We start from the raw sequence: 19299 nt of genomic DNA on the forward strand, positions 1-19299 counted from the left end.
AGGGAGGGGGAGTCGCCATGACCACCCTTGCCATCAAACGCGCGCTGCTGTCCGTTTCGGACAAGGCGGGCATCGTCGATTTCGCGCAGGCGCTGCATGTGCGCGGCGTCGAGCTGGTGTCGACGGGTGGCACCGCCGGGGCGTTGCGCGACGCTGGGTTGCCGGTGCGCGATGTCGCCGACCTGACCGGCTTTCCCGAGATGATGGACGGGCGGGTCAAGACGCTCCACCCGGCGGTGCATGGCGGGCTGCTGGCGGTGCGCGACGACCCGGCCCACGCGGCGGCGATGGCGGCGCATGGCATCGGCGCGGTCGATCTGCTGGTCATCAATCTCTACCCGTTCGAGGCGAAGGTCGCCGCCGGCGCCGAGCGCGACGAGGTGATCGAGAACATCGACATCGGCGGCCCGGCGATGGTGCGTTCGGCGGCGAAGAACCATGCCCATGTCGTGGTGCTGACCGACCCCCTCGATTATGAAGCGGTGCTCTCAGCGCTCGACGTGGACGGCGGCACCGGAAGGGAGCTGCGCATGCGGCTGGCGGCGAAGGCGTTCGCGCTCACGGCCACGTATGACGCGATGATCGCGCGCTGGTTCGGCACGGTCGATCAGGGTGAGCGGTTCCCCGCGACGCTGCCGCTGATTCTAGAAGCGCCGCAGCTGCTCCGTTACGGCGAGAACCCGCATCAGCGGGCGGCGTTCTACGCGCATCGTGGCCCCGGCGCGCGCGGCATCGGTCAGGCGCGGCAGGTGCAGGGCAAGGCGCTGTCCTACAACAATCTCAACGACGCCGACGCGGCGCTGGAGCTGGCCGCCGAGTTCCGCGACGCCGCGCCGACCGTGGTGATCGTCAAGCACGCCAACCCCTGCGGCGTGGCGAGCGCGACGACACTGGCGGCGGCCTACGAAGGGGCGTTCGCATGTGACAGCGTGTCGGCGTTCGGCGGGATCATCGCGCTCAACCGGCCCATCGACGAGGCGACCGCGCGGGCGATCACCGCGATCTTCACCGAGGTGGTGATCGCGCCCGATGCCGACGAGGGCGCTCTGGCGGTATTCGCGGCCAAGAAGAACCTGCGGCTGCTGCTGACCGGCGACCTGCCCGATCCGGCGCGGGACGGGCTGATGGTCAAGTCGATCGCAGGCGGCTGGCTGGTGCAGGGGCGCGACAACGGGGCGTTGGGCGTGCTGAACGTGGTCACGCAGCGCCAGCCGACGGCGCAGGAACTGGCCGATTGCCGCTTCGCCTGGACGGTGGCGAAGCACGTCAAGTCGAACGCGATCGTCTATGCCAGGGACGGCGCGACCGCCGGCATCGGCGCGGGGCAGATGAACCGGCTGGAATCGGCGCGCATCGCGGCGTGGAAGGCGCGCGACGCGGCCGGCAAGGCGGGCTGGACCGAGCCGCGCACGGCCGGTTCCGCCGTGGCGTCGGACGCCTTCTTTCCCTTTGCCGACGGGCTGCTGGCGGCGGTCGAGGCGGGGGCGACCGCGGTCATCCAGCCGGGCGGCTCGATCCGCGACGACGAGGTGATTGCGGCGGCGGACCGGGCTGGGCTGGCGATGGTATTTACCGGGATCCGGCATTTCCGGCACTGATCGCGCGCGCGGCCCGCTGCCTAGGACGCAGTCGCCCCGACGTTGGGCAGCGTCGCTTCCTCGACGTTCGGTATCCTGCCGAACAGTGCCCGGTCCGACGGCGCAAAGGCGAAGCGCCACAGGATGCCCAGATAGGTCACGGCGATCGCCGGTATCCCCACCATCAGCTCGACCCATTCCAGGCGGCGCGGCAGCCAGACGAACGCGGCGCCGACCACGATCGCCGCCAGCGCCGCCCACACCAGCGGCCAGCGCCACGGCGAGACCGGCGCGCCGAGGAGGCGGCCGAGCAGGCGCGCCTTGACGATCGAGGTGAGCCCGAGGCTGATCATCAGCGCCACCGCCGGCCCCGCCGCCTGATAGTTGACCGGCCACGGATCGGCCCAGCCGGCGGGCCAGTGTCGTGCCCGCGCCCAGCGCATCAGCACCACCAGCCCGAAGCTCAGCAGCACCTGCACCGTCAGCATCGTCGCCGAGATCGCCAGATTGCGGTGCCGGGCCGTATAGACCAGCGCGGATTCGCACACCGCGCCGGTCGAGGCGAGCACCTCTGCGGTCAACAGGAAGGCGAGCGCCGCCGTCCCCGCGACGAATTGCGGCCCCAGCACGCCCATGATCGCCTCGCCGGGGATCGACCCGATCAGCGCGAGCCCGCCTTGCGCGGCCATGATCCAGAACGCGACCTGCCGGACCTGCGCGGCGATCGCCGCATAGTCCCGGTTGGCCAGGCTGCGGGTGATCACCGGCCCCAGCACGGGGTCGAAACTCGACTTCAGCTTGAGCGGCAGCGAGGAGACCTGCTGCGCCATATAGTAGATGCCGACGATCTTGGGGGCGAACAGCAGCCCCAAGATGAAGCGGTCGACGTTGCGCGTACCCCATTCCAGTGCGTCGGCGCCCGCCAGCGGGGCGTTGACACGGGCGAGGTGGACGAGCTTGTTCGGCTGCGGTGACCAGCCGTGCGGGAGGCCGTAGCTGCGCAGGAACGGCACCAGGCTGGCGATCAGCGCCGCGACCATCGAGGCGACGTAGGACAGGACGAGGCCGTCACGGGTGGTGACGAAGGAAAAGGCCCAGGCGGCGAGGCTGATCGTCCAGGGTTCGACGACGGCGCGCGCGGTCACCGCGGCCTTGACGTTAAGGCGATAGGCGAGCGCCGCGAGGCTGACGTCCGACAGCGCCGGGCCGAGCACGATCAGGCCGAGATAGCGGTCGAGGCCATGCACCGGCGAGTTCGGGTACATGATCTGCGGGAAACACCACAGCAATGCGCTGGCGAACAGCGACGCGATCAGCGCCACCGCCATCGCGTCCCAGACGACACAGACGTGCGGGCGATCAGCCGAGGCGAGCGCCTGCGCCAGCCCACGCTTGAGCCCCAGCGTCGCGATCAGCGCCGCCAGCTCGACCACGACTACGGCGATGGCGAAGCGGCCGACCAGCTCCGGCCCGTAGAGCCGCCCGGCGATAAACAGGAACGGGATGCGCGCCGCGAGGCGGAGGATGAACCCCGCGATGTTGGTGCGGCCGCCCTTGGCGAGGGTGTCGATGTCGGTGGGGGTGTAAGATGCCGTCATGCTGGACGTGTTTCAGCATCCAGCGGCGCGCGCCGCGGCAAAGCCGCGTCGCCGAACGGGTTCGGCTGCACCGGCCCGCCGGCCGCGCTGATGCGGGTCATCCGGTCGTGGCCGGCCACCGCGCTGCGCGTCAATGCGCGCTGCCCCAGCTGTCGCCGACGCCGATCTCGATGCCGAGCGGCACCGTCAGTTCCACGGCGGGCGCAGCGGCGTCGGCCATAACGCGTTCGATGACGGGCTTGGCGGCATCGACATCACCGGCCGGCAGCTCGAACACCAGTTCGTCATGGACCTGGAGCAGCATGCGGACGTCGCCCAGCCCCGCCGCCGCCAGTGCGGGCTCCATCCGGATCATCGCGCGCTTGATGATATCGGCGCTGGTCCCCTGGATCGGCGCGTTGATCGCGGCGCGCTCGGCGCCCTGGCGTTCGTGCTGCACCTTTGACTTGATCCGGGTGAACCACGTCTTTCGACCGAACAGCGTCTGCGTATAGCCGCGCTCGCGGACGCTGGTCAGCGTCTCCGCCATGTAGCGGTTGATGCCGGGGAACCGTTCGAAATAACGATCGATCATCCCCTGCGCCTCATCGGCCGTCACCTCCAGCCGGCCGGCCAGCCCCCAGCGGCTGATGCCGTAGAGGATCGCGAAGTTGATCGTCTTCGCGCGCGCCCGCGTGTCGCGGTTCACTTCCCCGAACAATTCGGTGGCAGTCAGGGAATGGATGTCGTCGCCGTTGGCGAAGGCTGCGCGCAGCTGCGGCACGTCGGCGATGTGCGCGGCGAGGCGCAGCTCGATCTGTGAGTAATCCGCCGCCAAGATGACGTTGCCCGGTTCGGCCACGAACGCGTCCCGGATCTGACGGCCTGTCTCGGTGCGGATCGGGATGTTCTGCAGGTTGGGTTCGGTAGAAGACAGCCGCCCGGTCTGCGCGCCGGTCAGGCTGTAGCTGGTGTGGACACGGCCCGTCGCCGGGTTGATCTCCTGCTGCAGCGCGTCGGTATAGGTGTTCTTCAGCTTGGTCAGCTGGCGCCATTCCAGCACCTTGTGCACCACCTCACTGCCCGGCCCCTTCTCACGCGCGAGCCGTTCCAGCTCGGTCACGTCCGTGGAATAGACGCCGGACTTGCCCTTGCGCCCGCCCTTCAGCCCCATCCGCTCGAACAGCACGTCGCCCAGCTGCTTGGGCGAACCGATCGTGAAGGGCCCGCCCGCCAGCGCGTGGACCTCCTGCTCGGCGACGGCGATCTGCTCCGAGAACTCGGCCGAGAGCGCCGCCAGCCGCTCGCGATCGACCTTGACGCCATGCCGCTCCATTCGCGCGATGACCGGGATCAACGGCCGGTCGACCATCTCATAGACCCGCGTCGCCGCCTCGCCGGGCAGCCGCGCGCGGAAGCGTCTCCACAGCCTCATCGTCACGTCCGCGTCTTCGGCGGCGTAGCGCGTGGCGCTCTTCAGATCGATTTCGGCAAAGCCGCGCTGAGACTTGCCGACGCCGACCACGTCCTTGAACGCGATGCAGCTGTGCGACAGGTGCGTCGCGGCGAGTTCGTCCATGCCGTGCCCGTGCCGCCCGGCGTCCAAGTCGAAGCTCATGACGATCGTGTCGTCATGCGGGCGCACATGAATGCCGCGCTCGCCGAGCACGATCATGTCGAACTTGATGTTGTGCCCGATCTTGAGGACGAACTCGTCCTCGAACAGCTCCTTCAACCTGGCGAGGCAGGGTTCGCAGTCGATCTGTTCGGGGTTCTCGGCGAGCAGATCGGTGCCGCCGTGCCTGAGCGGGACGTAACAGGCGCGATTGGGGGCGAGCGCCAGGCTGATCCCGATCAGCTCGGCGCGGGTGGCGTCGGTGCCGCTCGTCTCCGTGTCGATCGCGACATAGCCCTGCGCGCGCGCGTCCGCGATCCAGCGGTCGAGCGCGTCGAGGTCGATCACCGTCTCGTAGCCGTCATGGTCGCACGGCGGATCGTCCCGGATCGGCGCGGTCGGTATCACGACCGGCGCATCGGCGACCTGCTCCAGCTTGTTCAGCAGGGTGCGAAAGCCGTGATGTTCCAGAAACGCGCGCAGCGGCGCGTCGGGAATGCCCTTCAGCTCCAGCTCGTCGAGCGGATGTTCCAGCGGCACGTCGCATTTCAGCTTGACCAGCTCGCGGCTCATCCGCGCGGCGGCGGCATGCTCGCGCAGATTGTCGCGCAGCTTGCCCTTCTTGAACCCGTCGTCCGCCGCCGCGGCGAGCACGCCCTCGACATCGCCATGCGCCTGGATCAGCTGCGCCGCGGTCTTCGGCCCGACCCCCGGCACGCCCGGCACATTGTCGACGCTGTCGCCCATGAGCGCCAGCACCTCGCCCAGCTTGCCGGGTTCGACGCCGAACTTCTCGACGACATGCTCCGCGCCGAGCCGGCGGTTGTTCATCGTGTCGTAGAGGTCGAGGCCGGGCTCGATCAGCTGCATCAGGTCCTTGTCGGAGCTGACGATCGTCACCGACCAGCCCTGCGCCAGCGCCGCCTTGGCGTAGGAGGCGATCAGGTCGTCCGCCTCCAGCCCCTCCTCCTCGATGCACGGCATCGAAAAGGCGCGGGTCGCGTCGCGGATCATCGGGAACTGGGGGACCAGGTCTTCGGGCGGCGGCGGCCGATGCCCCTTGTACTGGTCGTACATCTCGTTGCGGAAGGTGTGGCTGCCCTTGTCGAAGATCACCGCCATGTGGGTGGGGCCCTCGGCCGCATGGACCTCGTCCGCCAGTTTCCACAACATGGTGGTGTAGCCATAGACGGCGCCGACCGGCTCGCCATGCCTGTTGGTGAGCGGCGGCAGGCGATGATAGGCGCGGAAGATATAGCCCGAGCCGTCGACGAGGTAGAGATGCGGCATACGCGGGGCTTAGCGGATGCGCCCGGTGGCGGCAAAGCCCCGCAGCTTACTCTCGCGTCGGCTGCTCCATCGGCGGCGCAGCACCGCCGCCGACATACCCTGCCACGGCCGCCGCTACCGACTGGATCAGGTGCTGGCGTTCCTGGATCGGCCGGGTGGTGTCGCCGATCATCACCGCCAGCGCGTAACGGTGGCCGTCGGGGGCGGTCAGCAGGCCGACATCGTTGAACCCGGCGTTGCGCCCGGCCAGATCCTGCCCCGTGCCGGTCTTGTGCGCGATCTGCCAGCCGCCGGGGACCGCCGCACGCAGCCGGGCGCGGCCGGTGACCGACTGGCCCATCGTCGACAGCAGCACGCTGGTCGAGGTTTCGCTCAGGAGTTCCCCGCGCGCGAGACGCGCAAGCGCATCGGCGATGGCGAGCGGCTGCGCGCCGTCGGGCGGGTTGGCGACATAGGCGTCGAGCGCCCGATCGCGCGCCTCGCGCGTCAGCCGCGCCCGCGCGATCTCAAAGCCGTTGTTGCCTGCCCAGTGCTGATCCCAGATCAGCCCCGCGGTCTGCGCCTGCAACTGCCGCTCGCCGGGGCCGAAGCGGATCGGGCCCAGCCGCTTCGCCTCGATCATCGCGCGCACCGCCGGCGGGCCGCCGCACAGCCACAGCAGCTTGTCGTTGGCGGTGTTGTCCGAGTGGGTCAGCGCGCGGGTCAGCAGGTCGCCGACGGTGGTCTGGAACCCGCCCGGCCGCACCGCGAGTGCTGCGATCGGCTCGTGGAACAGCGTCAGGTCGTCGGCGGTCACGGTGACGGGATCGTCCAGCCGCAGCCGTCCCTGATCGCGCAGATCGAGCACGGTGAGCGCGACCCACAGCTTCGACACCGACTGCTGAGGCAGATACTGCCGCCCGCCCGCTTCGACCGTCCAGCCGTCATCGACCGCGCGGACCGCGACTCCGGCGCGCCCGGCGAAGCTGCGTTGGATGCGGGTGATCTGATCGATCAGCGGAAAGGGTGCGGTGCGGCTGACCCGGGGCTGCGCGGACGGGATCGGGATCGAGACGAGCACCGGCGGCAGCGGTCGCGGGGCGCGTGCCGTGTGGCCGGGCCGCGCGGTCGAGCCGCATGCCGCCAGCACGCCCGCGGTCAGCGCCGCGATCGCCACCCATCGATACGCTTTACCCAGACTCATGCGATACCCGTCAGTGCGTTTGCTCTTGTTGTGCGGAGGCGTGGGGGGCAGAAACAAGGCGGACGATTCGGCCGTGCGACGAGCACCCCCTCCAGCACGACGAACGGAAGAGAATGCTGGCGCAAGGCTTTGATTTCCGGGTACTTGGCGCGCTGCTGATGATCGCGGCGCTGGTTGCGATCGTGTCACAACGCCTGCGCCTGCCCTACAGTGCCGGGCTAGTCGTCGCGGGCGGTGCGCTGTCGCTGGCGGCGCAAGGATTCACTCCGCCGCTGACGCGCGATCTGATCTTTCTCGGCTTCCTGCCACCCTTGGTGTTTGAGGCGGCGATCCAGATCCCCTGGCGGCGGCTGCGGCGCGAGCTGCCGCTGCTTGCCGCCCTGGTGACGCTGGGGATGGCGCTGGGGGTCGCGGTGGTGGCGGGGGGGATGCACTGGCTGGTCGGCTGGAGCTGGCTGGGCGCCGGGCTGTTCGGAGTGCTGATCGCGGCGACCGACCCGGTGTCGGTAATCGCGGCCTTCAAGCAGCTTCATGTCGCGCCGCGGCTGCACCTGCTGGTCGAGGCGGAGAGCCTGTTGAACGACGGCGTGGCGGCGGTCGGCTTCGCGATCCTGGCCGGGGTCGCGGCGGGCGGGGTGGCGACACCGGCCGGTGTGGCGCTCAACCTGGTCGCGACCGTGCTGGGCGGGATCGGCTGCGGCGTCGCGGTGACGGTGCCGCTGGTGCTGCTCGCCGGGCGGACGCAGGACCGCCTGGTCGAGATCGCGCTGTCGGCGATCATCGCCTATGGCTCGTTCCTGCTGGCCGAGGCGCTGGGGTGCTCGGGGGTGCTGGCGACGCTGACCGCGGGGCTGGTGGTCGGCAACTGGGGCTTCTCCTACGCGATCAGCGACAACGGGCATGAGGGGGTGCGCGGCTTTTGGGAAGTCGCGGCGTTCGCGATCAACTCGATGATCTTCCTGCTGATCGGCGGCCAAGGGGTGACGGTGCCGCTCGGGCTGGTGGTGGAGGCGGCGGCGGTCGCGGTGGCGCTGTCGCTGCTCGGCCGCGCGGCGACCGTATATCCCGTTGCCTTTGCCTTCGCGCGGACCCGGCTGAGGGTCGAGTGGCGCTATAAGCATGTGCTGTTCTGGGGCGGTCTGCGCGGGGCGCTCGCCCTGGCGCTGGCGCTGGCGCTGCCGGTTCAGGTGGCGGAGCGGCGGACGATCGTCGCGGTGGCGTTCGCCGTCGTCGCGTTCTCGATCCTGGTCCAAGGGCTGACGATGCCGTGGCTGGTGGGCAGCCTGGGCCTGCGCCGCGGGAACGGCCGGGCCGCGGGTCAGGGCACCAGCACCGTGTCGACCGCGACCGGCAGCGTCTCGGGATAGTCCAGTGTGTAGTGGAGGCCCCGGCTCTCATGGCGGTGCAGCGCGCTGCGGACGATCAGGTCGGCGGTCTGGAGCAGGTTGCGCAGCTCGATCAGGTCGGGGGTGACGCGGAACTGGCCGTAATAGTCGGCGACCTCCTCCGTCATCATGCGGATGCGGGTGCGCGCGCGTTCCAGCCGCTTGGTGGTGCGGACGATGCCGACGTAATTCCACATGAAGCGGCGGATCTCGGTCCAGTTCTGCTTGATGACGACCTCTTCGTCGGAGTCGGCGACGCGGCTTTCGTCCCACCCCCGGATCGCGGGCACAGGCGGCAGCGCGTCCCACTGCGCGGCGATGTGCGCGGCGGCGGCGTCGCCGAAGACGAAGCATTCGAGCAAGCTGTTGGACGCCAGCCGATTCGCCCCGTGCAGCCCCGACTGCGTGCACTCGCCCGCCGCGTACAGCCCGGGCAGGTCGGTGCGGCCGTCGCGGTCGACGACAATGCCGCCGCATGTGTAGTGCTGGGCGGGCACCACCGGGATCGGCTGGCGCGTGATGTCGATGCCCAGCCCGAGCAGCTTTTCGTAGATCGTCGGAAAGTGGCCGCGGACAAACTCGGGCGGCTGATGGCTGATGTCGAGATGGACATAGTCGAGCCCGTCGCGCTTGATCTCCGCATCGTTCGCCCGCGCGACGATGTCGCGCGGCGCCAGCTCGGCGCGCGGATCGAGGTCGGGCATGTAGCGGTGCCCGGTCCTGGGATTTAGCAGCCACCCGCCCTCGCCGCGCACCGCCTCCGTGATGAGGAAGTTCTTGACGTCGAGATTGTAGAGGCAGGTCGGGTGGAACTGCATGAACTCCATGTTGGAGACCCTGCACCCCGCCCGCCAGGCCATCGCGATGCCGTCGCCGGTCGCGCCGCGCGGCGCGGTGGAGAAGAGGTAGGTCCGCCCCGCCCCGCCGGTCGCCAGGATCGTCGCGCGGGCGGTGAAGAGGCCGACGTGGCCGCTGGTGCGATCGACGGCGTAGACACCCCACACGTTGCCCGCGCCCGAATAGCGCTCCTCGTGGCGTGAGGTGGCGAGGTCGATCGCGACCTGATCGGGAACGAGCCTAATGTTGGGGTGCGCGGCAGCGGCGCGGAGCAGCGCTTCCTGCACCGCCCAGCCGGTCGCGTCGGCGACATGGACGATACGGCGGTGCGAATGGCCGCCTTCGCGGGTGAGATGGAGGGCGCTCCCCTCGGTTGCGAAGGGAACGCCCAGCGCTTCGAGCCGATGGATCGCGGCGGGCGCACGCTCGACCACCATCTCGACGACGCCGCGGTCGTTGAGCCCCGCGCCCGCGATCATCGTGTCCTCGATATGCTGTTCGAAGGTGTCGCCCTCTTCCAGCACCGCGGCGATACCGCCCTGCGCCCAGGCGGTAGCACCCTCGTCGAGCCCGCCCTTGGCGAGCACCGTGACACGGAAACGCCCGGCGAGGTTGAGTGCGGCGGTCAGTCCGGCGGCGCCGGAACCGACGATGAGGACATCGCTGAGATGCGGGTCTGAGCTTTTGTGCAGGTCGGGCAAAAGCTTCTCCGTGGGCGCCGTCGTCGCGCACTATCGGGCCGCAGGCTGGCTGGACGCAAGCGGCGCGGCCAAGTTGATCTTTCGCAAGCACAATTCCGGGCCGGGCAGTGAACCGTCGCGGCGGTTCGGGGGTTTGCTGCGCACACCAACCCGGGATCATCCATGCTTCAGCTCGTTCACCCCGCCGCCGCCCCGGCGACGGATGACCTTCTATCCGACGACACGCAGCGACGATTGGCGCGGTGGAACCGCACCCGTCTGGCACCCGGCTTCCCGGCCGACGACTGGCGCGCGCAGCTCGATCGCGATGCCCGGATGCAGCGGCTGGAGGGCGAGTTCCTGGAGACGCTTCGGGCCGAGGTGGCCGGCGCAGCGTCGGCGGCCCCCACCGATGTCGACGGTTTCGTCGCCTGGTTCGAGGCCCTGGAGCCGCATGGCCCGGGGCAGCACGACGCGCTGTTCCCCTGGCTGGCGGAGGAAGCGACGCTGGACGAGTTCCGCTGGTTCTTCGAACAGGAAGCGGCGGGCGAGGCCGGGTTCGACGATCTGGTCGCGATGACGCAGGTCAAGCTGCCAGTCGCGCCCAAGCTGGAGCTGGCGCGCAACTATTGGGACGAGATGGGGCGCGGCAACCCCAATGGGATGCACGGGCCGATGCTCGATGCACTGGTCGAGACGCTGCAGGTCGACCCGGCGATCGACCGGACGGTGGCCGAAAGCCTGACGCTGGCAAACGCGATGACGGCGATGGCGGCGAACCGGCGCTATGCCTGGCATTCGGTCGGTGCGCTGGGCGTCATCGAGCTGACCGCGCCGGCGCGTGCGGCGCTGGTCGAACAAGGGCTGCGGCGGCTGGGCTTTTCGGGCAAGGAGCGGAAGTACTTCGCGCTCCATTCGGTGCTCGATATCAAGCATGCGGCCGACTGGATCCGCGAGGCGCTGCGCCCGGCGATGGCTGAGGACCCGAGCCGCGGCCGTGCGATGGCGGAGGGCGCGCTGATCCGGCTGAAATGCGGCGAGCGCTGCTTCGCACGCTATCGCGCCAACCTGTGGAACGCGCCGAAAGAAGAGAAACGAGCGTTCGCCTTCTGAAGCAGAGTGCCTGACCCCGGCAATACACCGTTGCGTCCGCCCGCCTCTTCGTGACAGAATGCGCCGGTCGGAGGGAAGGGCGTGCGCGGACAGATTCTCGGCGTGGATATGCGGACCGGCGAGGGCCAGCTCGCCGGCGAGGACGGGCGGCGGTACAGTTTCCGCCCCGATGACTGGGCGCATCGCGGCGAGCCGCAGATCGGCCTGCCGGTCGATTTCAACCCTGAAGCGGACCGTGCCCACAGCATCTTTCCCGTCCCCGTCGCACCGGCGGCGGCGGCCGTGCCCGCGACGGCCGCCCCGCCCGTCTATGCCGTCGCCTATCCCCCGGGCCGCTACGAGCCGACGACCGACCGCAACAAGATCGTTGCGGCGCTGCTCGCCTTTTTCCTGGGCGTGCTCGGCATCCACCGCTTCTATCTGGGGCGGACGGGGTCGGGGATCGTGATGCTGGTGCTGACGATCACGGTGGTCGGCATGCTGATCACCGGGCCCTGGGCGATCATCGACTGCATCCGCTACCTGGTGATGACCGACCGCGACTTCGCGCGGCGCTATGGGAGTTGAGCGGCGGAGCCGCGCACCAGGCTGAGGAACACATCCTCGAGGTCCGCCTCGCGGGTCGAGACGTCGACGATCCCCAGTCCGTCCGCCTGCACCGCGGCCAGCACTTCGCCCGCATTCACCCGGCTCTTGTCGTAGGTGATCTCCAGCACGCGGGCGGGCTTCAGCACGATCTTCTCGAAGCAGGGCGCCTGCGGGGCGGCGGCCAGGTCACGGTCGACGGTCACCGCCACCACCTTCTCCTGCGCGCGCGCGACCAGCGTGCGGGTCGGCTCGTTCGCCACCAGCCGGCCGTGGTTGATGATCGCGATGCGGTCGCAGAGCTGTTCGGCCTCCTCAAGATAATGGGTGGTCAGCACGACGGTGACGCCGCCAGCGTTGAGCGCGCGGACATAGGCCCAAAGCTGTTGTCTGAGCTCGATGTCGACACCCGCGGTCGGCTCGTCCAGCACCAGCACGGGGGGCGAGTGAACCATGGCCTTGGCGACCATCAGCCGCCGCTTCATGCCGCCCGACAGCGTGCGGGCATAGGCGTTGGCCTTGTCCTCCAGATGTACCGCGCGGAGCAGCTCGAGGCTGCGGCGCTGCGCCTTGGGCACGCCGTACAGCCCGGCCTGGATTTCCAGCGTCTCGACCGGCGTGAAGAAGGGGTCGAACAGGATCTCCTGATTGACGATGCCGATCGACGCCTTCGCGTTGCGCGGGTGCGCGTCGATGTCGAAGCCCCAGATCGACGCGGTCCCGCTCGTCTTGTTGACCAGCCCCGCTAGGATGTTGATGAGCGTCGACTTGCCCGCACCATTGGGCCCGAGCAGCCCGAAGATGCTGCCGCGCGGCACGTCGAAGCTGACCCCGTCGAGCGCCTGCTTGCCGCCCTGATAGGTCTTGCACAGCCGGTCGATGCTGATGGCGGCTTCGTTCATGGCGGCGGGGGATAGGCGCACGAGGATTGAAGGGCAACGTGACGCTTGCTACCGCGAGACCCATGACCCCGCCGCTCGAGATCACCCGTGTCAGCCAGCGCCGTGTCGCCTGTGACGGCGCATCCGACATTCCCGGCGGCGCGGCGTTGGGCCATCCGCGTGTATGGCTGCAGATCGACGAGCATGGCTATGTTGATTGTGGGTATTGCGACCGCCGCTTCGTCCTGATCGGCGGCGCAGCGGACGGCGCTGACCAAGCGGCGCTGCCGGACATCAGCGAAGGCGCAAGGTGAGGGCGCTCGCCCTGCTGCTGGCGGTCGCCACGCCCGCCGCAGCACAGGAAGCCCAGATGCACCACGCCACCGGCACGTTCCAGGTCACGATCACGACGGAGGCACAGGCCCCCGCGCCCGCCGGCGGGATGCCGACCGCACGGATGGCGATCGCCAAGACGTTCGGCGGCGATTTGGTCGCGACCGCGATCGGCACGATGCTGAGCGCGGGCGTCCCGCAGCCGGGCCACGCCGCCGCCTATGTTGCGATCGATCAGATCAACGGCACGCTTGCCGGGCGCAGCGGCGGCTTTCTGCTGCTGCATCAGGGAACGATGTCGCAGGCGGGCAGCGTGCTGACGGTGGTGATCGCGCCGGGCAGCGGCACGGGCGGGCTGACCGGGATCGCGGGCAGCCTGTCGATCGAGGTCCGCGACGGCGTGCACCATTACGACCTCGCCTATTCGCTGCCCGCCAGCCACTAGGCGGGAGCGCGCAGGCAGCTTATCTGCTGGGCATGACGTATCAGGACCCCCGCTCCTTTCTCTACCGTGACGACCTGTCGCCCGAAGCGGCGCTGGCGCTGACCGCGCAGGCGCTGGGCAAGGCCGACGACGGTGAGCTGTACCTGCAATATCGCCGCGCCGAGGCGTTCGGGTTTGATGACGGGCGTTTGAAGACCGCGAGCTATGACACGCATGCCGGGTTCGGGCTGCGCGCGGTGTCAGGCGAGATGACCGCCTTTGCGCATGCCAACGAACTCTCGGCGGCGGCGATCAAGCGCGCCGCGGCGACGATGGCGCTGATCGAGCCGGCGACCGGCCAGCGCCCGGGTCCGCCCAACGGCACCAACCGGCGGCTATATACCGACACCGACCCGCTCGACCTGGTGCCCTTCGCCGACAAGGTGAGCCTGTGCCAGGCGATCGACGCTGCGGCGCGCGCGCGTGATCCGCGGGTGGCGCAGGTCTCGGTCGGGCTTTCGGGCACGTGGACCGTGGTCGAGATCGTGCGGCCGGACGGCTTCGTCGCGACCGACGTGCGGCCGCTGGTGCGCTTGAACGTCCAGATTGTGGTCGAGCAGAACGGGCGGCGGGAGACGGGGACGTTCGGGATCGGCGGGCGCTATCTGTACGACCGGCTGCTTGCCGAGCCGGTCTGGACGCGCGCGATCGACGAGGCGCTGGCGCAGGCGCTGATCAATCTGGAGGCGGTGGATGCACCGGCGGGCGATATGACGGTGCTGCTCGGGCCGGGCTGGCCCGGCGTGCTGCTCCACGAAGCGGTCGGGCACGGGCTGGAAGGCGACTTCAACCGCAAGGGCACCAGCGCTTTTTCCGGGCGGATCGGCGAGCGCGTCGCCGCGCCGGGCGTGACGGTGGTCGACGACGGCACGATCGCCGACCGGCGCGGGTCGCTGTCGGTCGACGACGAGGGCACACCGACCGCCGAGACGGTGCTGATCGAGGACGGCATCCTGAAAGGCTATATGCAGGACCGGCTGAACGCGCGGCTGACTGGGGTCGCGCCCACGGGCAACGGCCGCCGCGAGAGCTTCGCGCATGCGCCGATGCCACGGATGACCAACACCTTCATGCTGGGCGGCCGCGACGATCCGGGCGAGCTGTTGTCGCGGGTCAAGCGCGGCATCTTTGCCAAGAGCTTCGGCGGCGGCTCGGTCGATATCACTTCGGGCAAGTTCGTCTTCTCGTGCACCGAGGCGTATCTGATCGAGGACGGCCGGATCGGCGCGCCGATCAAGGGCGCGACGCTGATTGGCGACGGCCCCACGGTGCTGACGCGAGTGACCGGCATCGGCAATGACTGGGCGCTGGACGAGGGCGTCGGCGTCTGCGGCAAGGCCGGGCAGAGCGTGCCGGCGGGGGTCGGGCAGCCGACGGTGCTGGTCGACGGGCTGACGGTCGGCGGAACGGCGGTTTAGGCCGTCACCCGCTGCCGGTCAGCACGTCCAGGGCGCCGATTGTTCGTCGGAAGTTGGGGTCAGCGTCAGCTCCATCCAGATCGGCGTCGATTGCCCCCGCCGCCAGCCCGCGCACGTTCACCTTCGCCTTCAACCGTGCCGCCAACAGCGCGGTGCCGCTGACCTTGCGCTGCACGAACAGCGTCTCCACCGGCGGCACGTGCCAGCTGTCGCGGTCGGCGAGCAGCGCCTTTGCTTCCTCGCGGACGACCGGCACGAAGGCGCGGTCGCCGAAGTCGAACGGGCCGTCGCGGTTGAGCGCTTCGTCGACCGCGGAAATGATGCGGTCGATCGCCGGGCTGTGCCGCGCCGCCGCGGCCGCACCCAGGAAGCCGGCGGCGACGGCTGTATCGCGGATACGGTCTCGATCGCGCGACAGACCCGCCTCGATCAGCGCCCGATAGGCGGCGGCGGTCGCGGGCGGCACCGGGCGCGTGGCGCCGAAATCCAGCAGCACCAGCCTGCGCGTCTCCGGCTGCCAGCGATAATTGGCGAAGTTGGGATCGGTCTGCATCTCGCCGAAGCGGAACAGCTCGGCGAGCACCAGCTCGATCAGCGCAGTCGCGGCCGCGTCGCGTTCGTCCGCCGGCGCGTCGCCCAGCGTCTCGATCGGGCGACCCTCGACGAAGCTCATCACGAGCACGCGTCCGGTGGTCAGCGCCGGCTCGGGCTCGGGCACGGCATAGCGCGGATCGCCCGCCAGCCGCTCGACGTAGCGCGCCATCGCCGCGCTTTCGCGCGCATAATCGGCTTCCTCCGCCAGCTGCCGCTTGGCCGCGTCGAGCAGCGGCCGGATGTCGAGGCCTGCGGGCAACAGCTGCGACACGCGCAGCAGCGTCGCGACATTGTCGACATCGGCGTCGATGCTGCCGGCGACGCCGGGATACCGGACCTTGACCGCCAGCCGCCGCCCATCGGGCAGCGTCGCGCGGTGAACCTGGCCGATCGAGGCGGCGGCGATCGGGGACGCCTCGAAATGGCGAAAGCGGCGGCGCCAATCGCTGCCCCATTCGGCGACCAGCACCTGCTGGAGCTGCTGCGGCGGCATGCGATAGGCCTGGTCGCGCAACCGCGCGAGGATCGCGGACAGCTCGGGCGGGAGCAGGTCGCCCGCATCCATCGAGATCATCTGCCCGAGCTTCATCGCCGCGCCGCGCAGGTGCGCCAGCCGATCGGCGACGCGTCGCGCGTTGGCGGGCGTCAGTATCAGATCGCCCATGCGCGGCCGCTCGCCCGCGGCAAGCTTGCGCGCGCCTTCCGCCAGCATGCCACCCGCCACACCGCCCGCGAGCCGGCCGAAACCCGCCAGCCGCGCGACGCGTCCGCTGGGCACCGCGCGATGTCTTTCGTCTTCTGCCATGCAGGATCAAGCATCCGGTCGCGCGCGAGTTCCCCCGGGGGCACCAGGTGATCGGCACGGCGTTGATGCAGGATGCCGGACGAGCCGCTGGTCACGCCGGACGGGCGCTACATCGTCGTGCGCGGCCGATTGTGGCGACGCGCCGACCCATCGCCGACCGAGGCGCGGCGGGCCGTGCTGGTCGGGGAGCTGATGACGGCACGCCGTGCGGCCGGCGCGGCGATGAGGACTGCCGACCTGGAGGCGCTGGCCACCGCGCGTGCCGCCGTGCACGCGGCAAAGGTGGCGCTGGGTGAGCGTGGGCAGGTGTGGTGGCGCGACGGTGCGCCCGACCAGAACCGGCGGCTGGCCCGCAACAGCAGCTATGCGGCGTGGTTCGCAACACAAGAGGCTTGCCCGCCCGCGTGATCCGGGCTTCACTCGCGCCATGCTGACCCAGGGTGACGATTATCCGCTGCATCAGACTGCAGAGCCCATCGCGTTCGCCGGAACCGACCGCAACTTCTACGATCGCTACTTCTTCAACGGCTACAGCCTGACGGCGGGCGACACGCGGATGCTGGCGGTGGCGTTCGGGGTCTATCCGCAACTCGACATCGTCGATGCGCATGTCTGCTGGATGGCGAACGGGCGGCAGGTCAACCTCCACGCCGCCGCGCGGGCTGGTGGCGAGCGGCTGCTAATGCAGGCAGGGCCGGTGCGGATCGAAGTGGTGGAGCCGCTCCGCACCCTGCGCATCACCGTCGATGCGCCCGACCAGGGTATTACGGCGGACCTCACCTTCACCGGCCGCAGCTTTCCGATCGAGGAGCCGCGCTTCACCCGCCGGATCGGGCCGCGGACGCTGCTCGACTATATGCGTCTGACGCAGAATGGCGGCTACGACGGTTGGGTCGAGGTGGACGGCGAGCGGCATGACGTCACCGGCTTCGCGGGCACGCGCGACCGCAGCTGGGGGGTCCGCCCGGTCGGCGCGCGCGACGTGCAGCCGCCGCCGGTGCTGCCGCAATTCTTCTGGCTGTGGAGCCCGTGCGTGTTCCCCGACCGCGACCTGTTCTGGCACAGCAACGACGATGAGCATGGCCGGCCGTGGAACCGGCGCGGAGTGGTGATGCCGGCCGGCGGTGCCCCCGCGGACGAGCGGGCTGTCGATGGGACGGCCGAGCTGGCCTGGCGCCCGGGCACGCGGGCAGCGACGGCGGCGACGCTGCGGATCGATGAGGGCGAGGTGATCTTCACGCCGGTCGCGGAGTTCATGATGCTGGGGCTCGGCTATGGTCACCCGCGCTGGGCGCACGGCACCGATCACGGGCCGCTGGCGACGGAGCGGGAGGATTTCGCCACCGCCGATCTCGACCGGAGCCAGCCGCAGCATTTTCACATCCAGGCGCTGTCCGAGGTGCGCTGGACCGACGCGGCGGGCACGGTGCGACAGGGTCGCGGCGTCCTGGAGCAGCTCGCGATCGGGGCGCATGCGCCATCCGGATTCACCGGTCTTGCCGACGTGACGCCATGACGCTGACGGACGATCTCGCTGCCTATCTCGGTCGACAATGGGGTGCGGCAGTGGCGGTCGAGGGGCTCGCGCGCATTCCCGGCGGGGCGAGCCGGGAAACGTGGCGGTTCGATGCGGTCGTGGGTAACGCGCGGCGGCCACTGATCCTGCGCCGCGATCCGGGCGATAGCCTGATCGAGACCGAGCGCCGCGTTGAGTTCGCGGCGCTGCAGACGGCGCAGGGGCGGGTGCCCGCGCCGGCGCCGCTGCTGTTGGAGGAAGGCGCGGCGGCGCTGGGCGCCCCCTTCTTCGTGATGGAGCGGATCGACGGCGGCAGCGTGGCTTCGCCCTTCTCGCCCGATCCCTACGGCGCGGCAGCAGCGACGCTGGGCGCGGCGTTCTTCACCGGACTGGGCAGGCTGGCGGCGACGCCGCTGGCGGGGACGCCGCTCGCCGGGGCCGTCGACGCGCCTGCGCCTGACGCGTGCTGGCGGGTGCAGCTCGATCACTGGGCGGGCGTGATCGATGCCGACGAGCAGCACCCGCAGCCGATCGTCCGCGCCGCGATCCGGCGGCTGCGCGCCCACCCGCCGCCGCCGCCGCCGTATGTTGCGGTCGTGCATGGCGACTATCGCTCCGGCAATGTCATGCACAATGGCGCGGGCGCGCTGCTCGCGGTGCTCGACTGGGAGATGGCGCATGGCGGCGATCCGCTGGAGGACCTTGCCTGGGCCATCGATCCGCTATGGGGCCATGATGACCCGGAGCGCGTCGCCGGACTGCTGCCGCGCGAGACAGCGCTGGCGGCATGGTCGGGGGCGAGCGGGATGGCGGTCGACGCGCGCGCGCTCGCCTGGTGGTCGTTGTTCGCGGCGGTGAAGGGGCAGGCGATCTGGACGTCGGCCGCCAAGGCCTGGGTCGATACCGGCATGGTCGATCCAGTGCTGGCGATTTCCGGCTGGTACACCGCGCGCCGACACGATCAGATCATCGCCGCGCAGCTGGAGCATTTCGCCGCATGACGCCGACGACCGCGACTATCCTGGCCGGCAATGCGCGCGTGATCGCATCGCTTGCGGGGGAAGAGGGCGGCGCGGACTATGCCGGCGCGAAGCTATCGGTCGTGGCGCTGCTGAGCGTGCTGGCGGCGCAGGAGGCCGAGGCGGGCGCGGCGGTGCGGCTGGCGGAGAATGCGGCGATCGCGGCGGTGCTGACGGCGGCTCGGCCGGACGATGACGGCGGGGCCGACCTGCCCGAGAGCGCCGAGCCGACGATCGCGGCGCTGGACGCGGTCAATGCCACGCTGCGGCGGCGGTTGATCGCATTGCATGAGGCGGTGGAGGCACGCGGCGACCGGGCGTGCGATGCCGCGATCCTGGCGCTGTATCGGCGGATGGCCGAAGGCAGGATGCTGGTGCTGCCGCCGCATTGATGGGGGGGTTGTTGA

General features: G+C 70.0%; 17 protein-coding genes. 11 read left to right on the forward strand and 6 right to left on the reverse strand.

Annotated elements, in window-relative coordinates; all coding sequences use genetic code 11:
- The first annotated feature begins 17 nt into the window (after window positions 1–17).
- Window positions 18–1598 (forward strand): bifunctional phosphoribosylaminoimidazolecarboxamide formyltransferase/IMP cyclohydrolase, encoded by a 1581-nt coding sequence (purH, locus tag ACP2AD_RS05595; protein WP_425229093.1) that lies wholly within the window; start codon window positions 18–20, stop codon window positions 1596–1598.
- Window positions 1599–1618: 20 nt separating this feature from the next.
- On the opposite strand, the gene ACP2AD_RS05600 is transcribed toward purH, so the two are convergent.
- The 3 genes from ACP2AD_RS05600 to ACP2AD_RS05610 form a co-directional block, all read right to left on the reverse strand.
- The gene (locus ACP2AD_RS05600; RefSeq protein ID WP_425229094.1) at window positions 1619–3175 is read right to left on the reverse strand and encodes a lipopolysaccharide biosynthesis protein; all 1557 of its coding nucleotides are present in this window, start codon (window positions 3173–3175) and stop codon (window positions 1619–1621) included.
- 130 nt (window positions 3176–3305) lie between these two features.
- On the reverse strand, window positions 3306–6059 hold the full coding sequence (polA, locus tag ACP2AD_RS05605; protein ID WP_425229095.1) for a DNA polymerase I: 2754 nt from the start codon (window positions 6057–6059) through the stop codon (window positions 3306–3308).
- A gap of 46 nt (window positions 6060–6105) precedes the next feature.
- Window positions 6106–7242, reverse strand: coding sequence for a serine hydrolase (locus ACP2AD_RS05610; protein ID WP_425229096.1), 1137 nt, complete (start codon window positions 7240–7242; stop codon window positions 6106–6108).
- A gap of 113 nt (window positions 7243–7355) precedes the next feature.
- Between ACP2AD_RS05610 and ACP2AD_RS05615 the strand changes: the two genes are divergently transcribed.
- Window positions 7356–8609 (forward strand): cation:proton antiporter, encoded by a 1254-nt coding sequence (locus ACP2AD_RS05615; protein ID WP_425229097.1) that lies wholly within the window; start codon window positions 7356–7358, stop codon window positions 8607–8609.
- On the opposite strand, the gene nadB is transcribed toward ACP2AD_RS05615, so the two are convergent.
- Entirely contained in the window at window positions 8561–10165 is a 1605-nt protein-coding gene (nadB, locus tag ACP2AD_RS05620; RefSeq protein WP_425229098.1) for an L-aspartate oxidase, read from the reverse strand. The two genes, ACP2AD_RS05615 and nadB, sit on opposite strands and share 49 nt — an antisense overlap.
- A 162-nt stretch (window positions 10166–10327) precedes the next feature.
- Here nadB and ACP2AD_RS05625 point away from each other — a divergent pair, with 162 nt between their 5' ends.
- Window positions 10328–11257 carry an iron-containing redox enzyme family protein gene (locus ACP2AD_RS05625; protein ID WP_425229099.1) on the forward strand — a complete coding sequence of 310 codons (930 nt, stop codon included), beginning with the start codon at window positions 10328–10330 and terminating at the stop codon, window positions 11255–11257.
- Window positions 11258–11338: 81 nt separating this feature from the next.
- Window positions 11339–11824: a TM2 domain-containing protein gene (locus ACP2AD_RS05630; RefSeq protein WP_425229100.1), complete on the forward strand. Its 486-nt coding sequence runs from the start codon at window positions 11339–11341 to the stop codon at window positions 11822–11824.
- Here ACP2AD_RS05630 and ACP2AD_RS05635 read toward each other — a convergent pair.
- Window positions 11812–12744 carry an ABC transporter ATP-binding protein gene (locus tag ACP2AD_RS05635; RefSeq protein ID WP_425229101.1) on the reverse strand — a complete coding sequence of 311 codons (933 nt, stop codon included), beginning with the start codon at window positions 12742–12744 and terminating at the stop codon, window positions 11812–11814. The two genes, ACP2AD_RS05630 and ACP2AD_RS05635, sit on opposite strands and share 13 nt — an antisense overlap.
- Window positions 12745–12806: 62 nt before the next feature.
- Here ACP2AD_RS05635 and ACP2AD_RS05640 point away from each other — a divergent pair, with 62 nt between their 5' ends.
- The 3 genes from ACP2AD_RS05640 to tldD are packed head-to-tail and all read left to right on the forward strand — an operon-like array spanning window position 12807 to window position 14958.
- Entirely contained in the window at window positions 12807–13037 is a 231-nt protein-coding gene (locus ACP2AD_RS05640) for a zinc-finger domain-containing protein (protein WP_425229102.1), read from the forward strand.
- A complete protein-coding gene (locus ACP2AD_RS05645) occupies window positions 13034–13501 on the forward strand; it encodes a DUF3224 domain-containing protein (protein WP_425229103.1) in 468 nt (155 codons plus the stop codon). The genes ACP2AD_RS05640 and ACP2AD_RS05645 overlap by 4 nt, the downstream gene beginning before the upstream one ends.
- A 32-nt stretch (window positions 13502–13533) precedes the next feature.
- Window positions 13534–14958: a metalloprotease TldD gene (gene tldD, locus ACP2AD_RS05650; RefSeq protein ID WP_425229104.1), complete on the forward strand. Its 1425-nt coding sequence runs from the start codon at window positions 13534–13536 to the stop codon at window positions 14956–14958.
- 4 nt (window positions 14959–14962) lie between these two features.
- Here tldD and ACP2AD_RS05655 read toward each other — a convergent pair whose 3' ends face one another.
- Window positions 14963–16357 (reverse strand): ABC1 kinase family protein, encoded by a 1395-nt coding sequence (locus ACP2AD_RS05655; protein ID WP_425229105.1) that lies wholly within the window; start codon window positions 16355–16357, stop codon window positions 14963–14965.
- 72 nt (window positions 16358–16429) lie between these two features.
- Between ACP2AD_RS05655 and ACP2AD_RS05660 the strand changes: the two genes are divergently transcribed.
- Genes ACP2AD_RS05660 through ACP2AD_RS05675 form a run of 4 tightly spaced genes read left to right on the forward strand, consistent with a single transcriptional unit; the run spans window position 16430 to window position 19284 of the window.
- Complete coding sequence (locus ACP2AD_RS05660; protein WP_425229106.1) at window positions 16430–16765, forward strand: hypothetical protein; 336 nt, start codon at window positions 16430–16432, stop codon at window positions 16763–16765.
- 19 nt (window positions 16766–16784) lie between these two features.
- A complete protein-coding gene (locus ACP2AD_RS05665) occupies window positions 16785–17873 on the forward strand; it encodes a hypothetical protein (RefSeq protein WP_425229107.1) in 1089 nt (362 codons plus the stop codon).
- Window positions 17870–18874, forward strand: a complete 1005-nt coding sequence (locus ACP2AD_RS05670; RefSeq protein WP_425229108.1) for a phosphotransferase family protein — start codon at window positions 17870–17872, stop codon at window positions 18872–18874. Before ACP2AD_RS05665 ends, ACP2AD_RS05670 begins: the two co-directional genes overlap by 4 nt.
- The gene (locus ACP2AD_RS05675; RefSeq protein ID WP_425229109.1) at window positions 18871–19284 is read left to right on the forward strand and encodes a hypothetical protein; all 414 of its coding nucleotides are present in this window, start codon (window positions 18871–18873) and stop codon (window positions 19282–19284) included. The genes ACP2AD_RS05670 and ACP2AD_RS05675 overlap by 4 nt, the downstream gene beginning before the upstream one ends.
- The last annotated feature ends 15 nt before the right edge of the window (window positions 19285–19299 follow it).

It is taken from the genome of Sphingomonas sp. (assembly GCF_965248875.1).
Lineage (GTDB): Bacteria > Pseudomonadota > Alphaproteobacteria > Sphingomonadales > Sphingomonadaceae > Sphingomonas.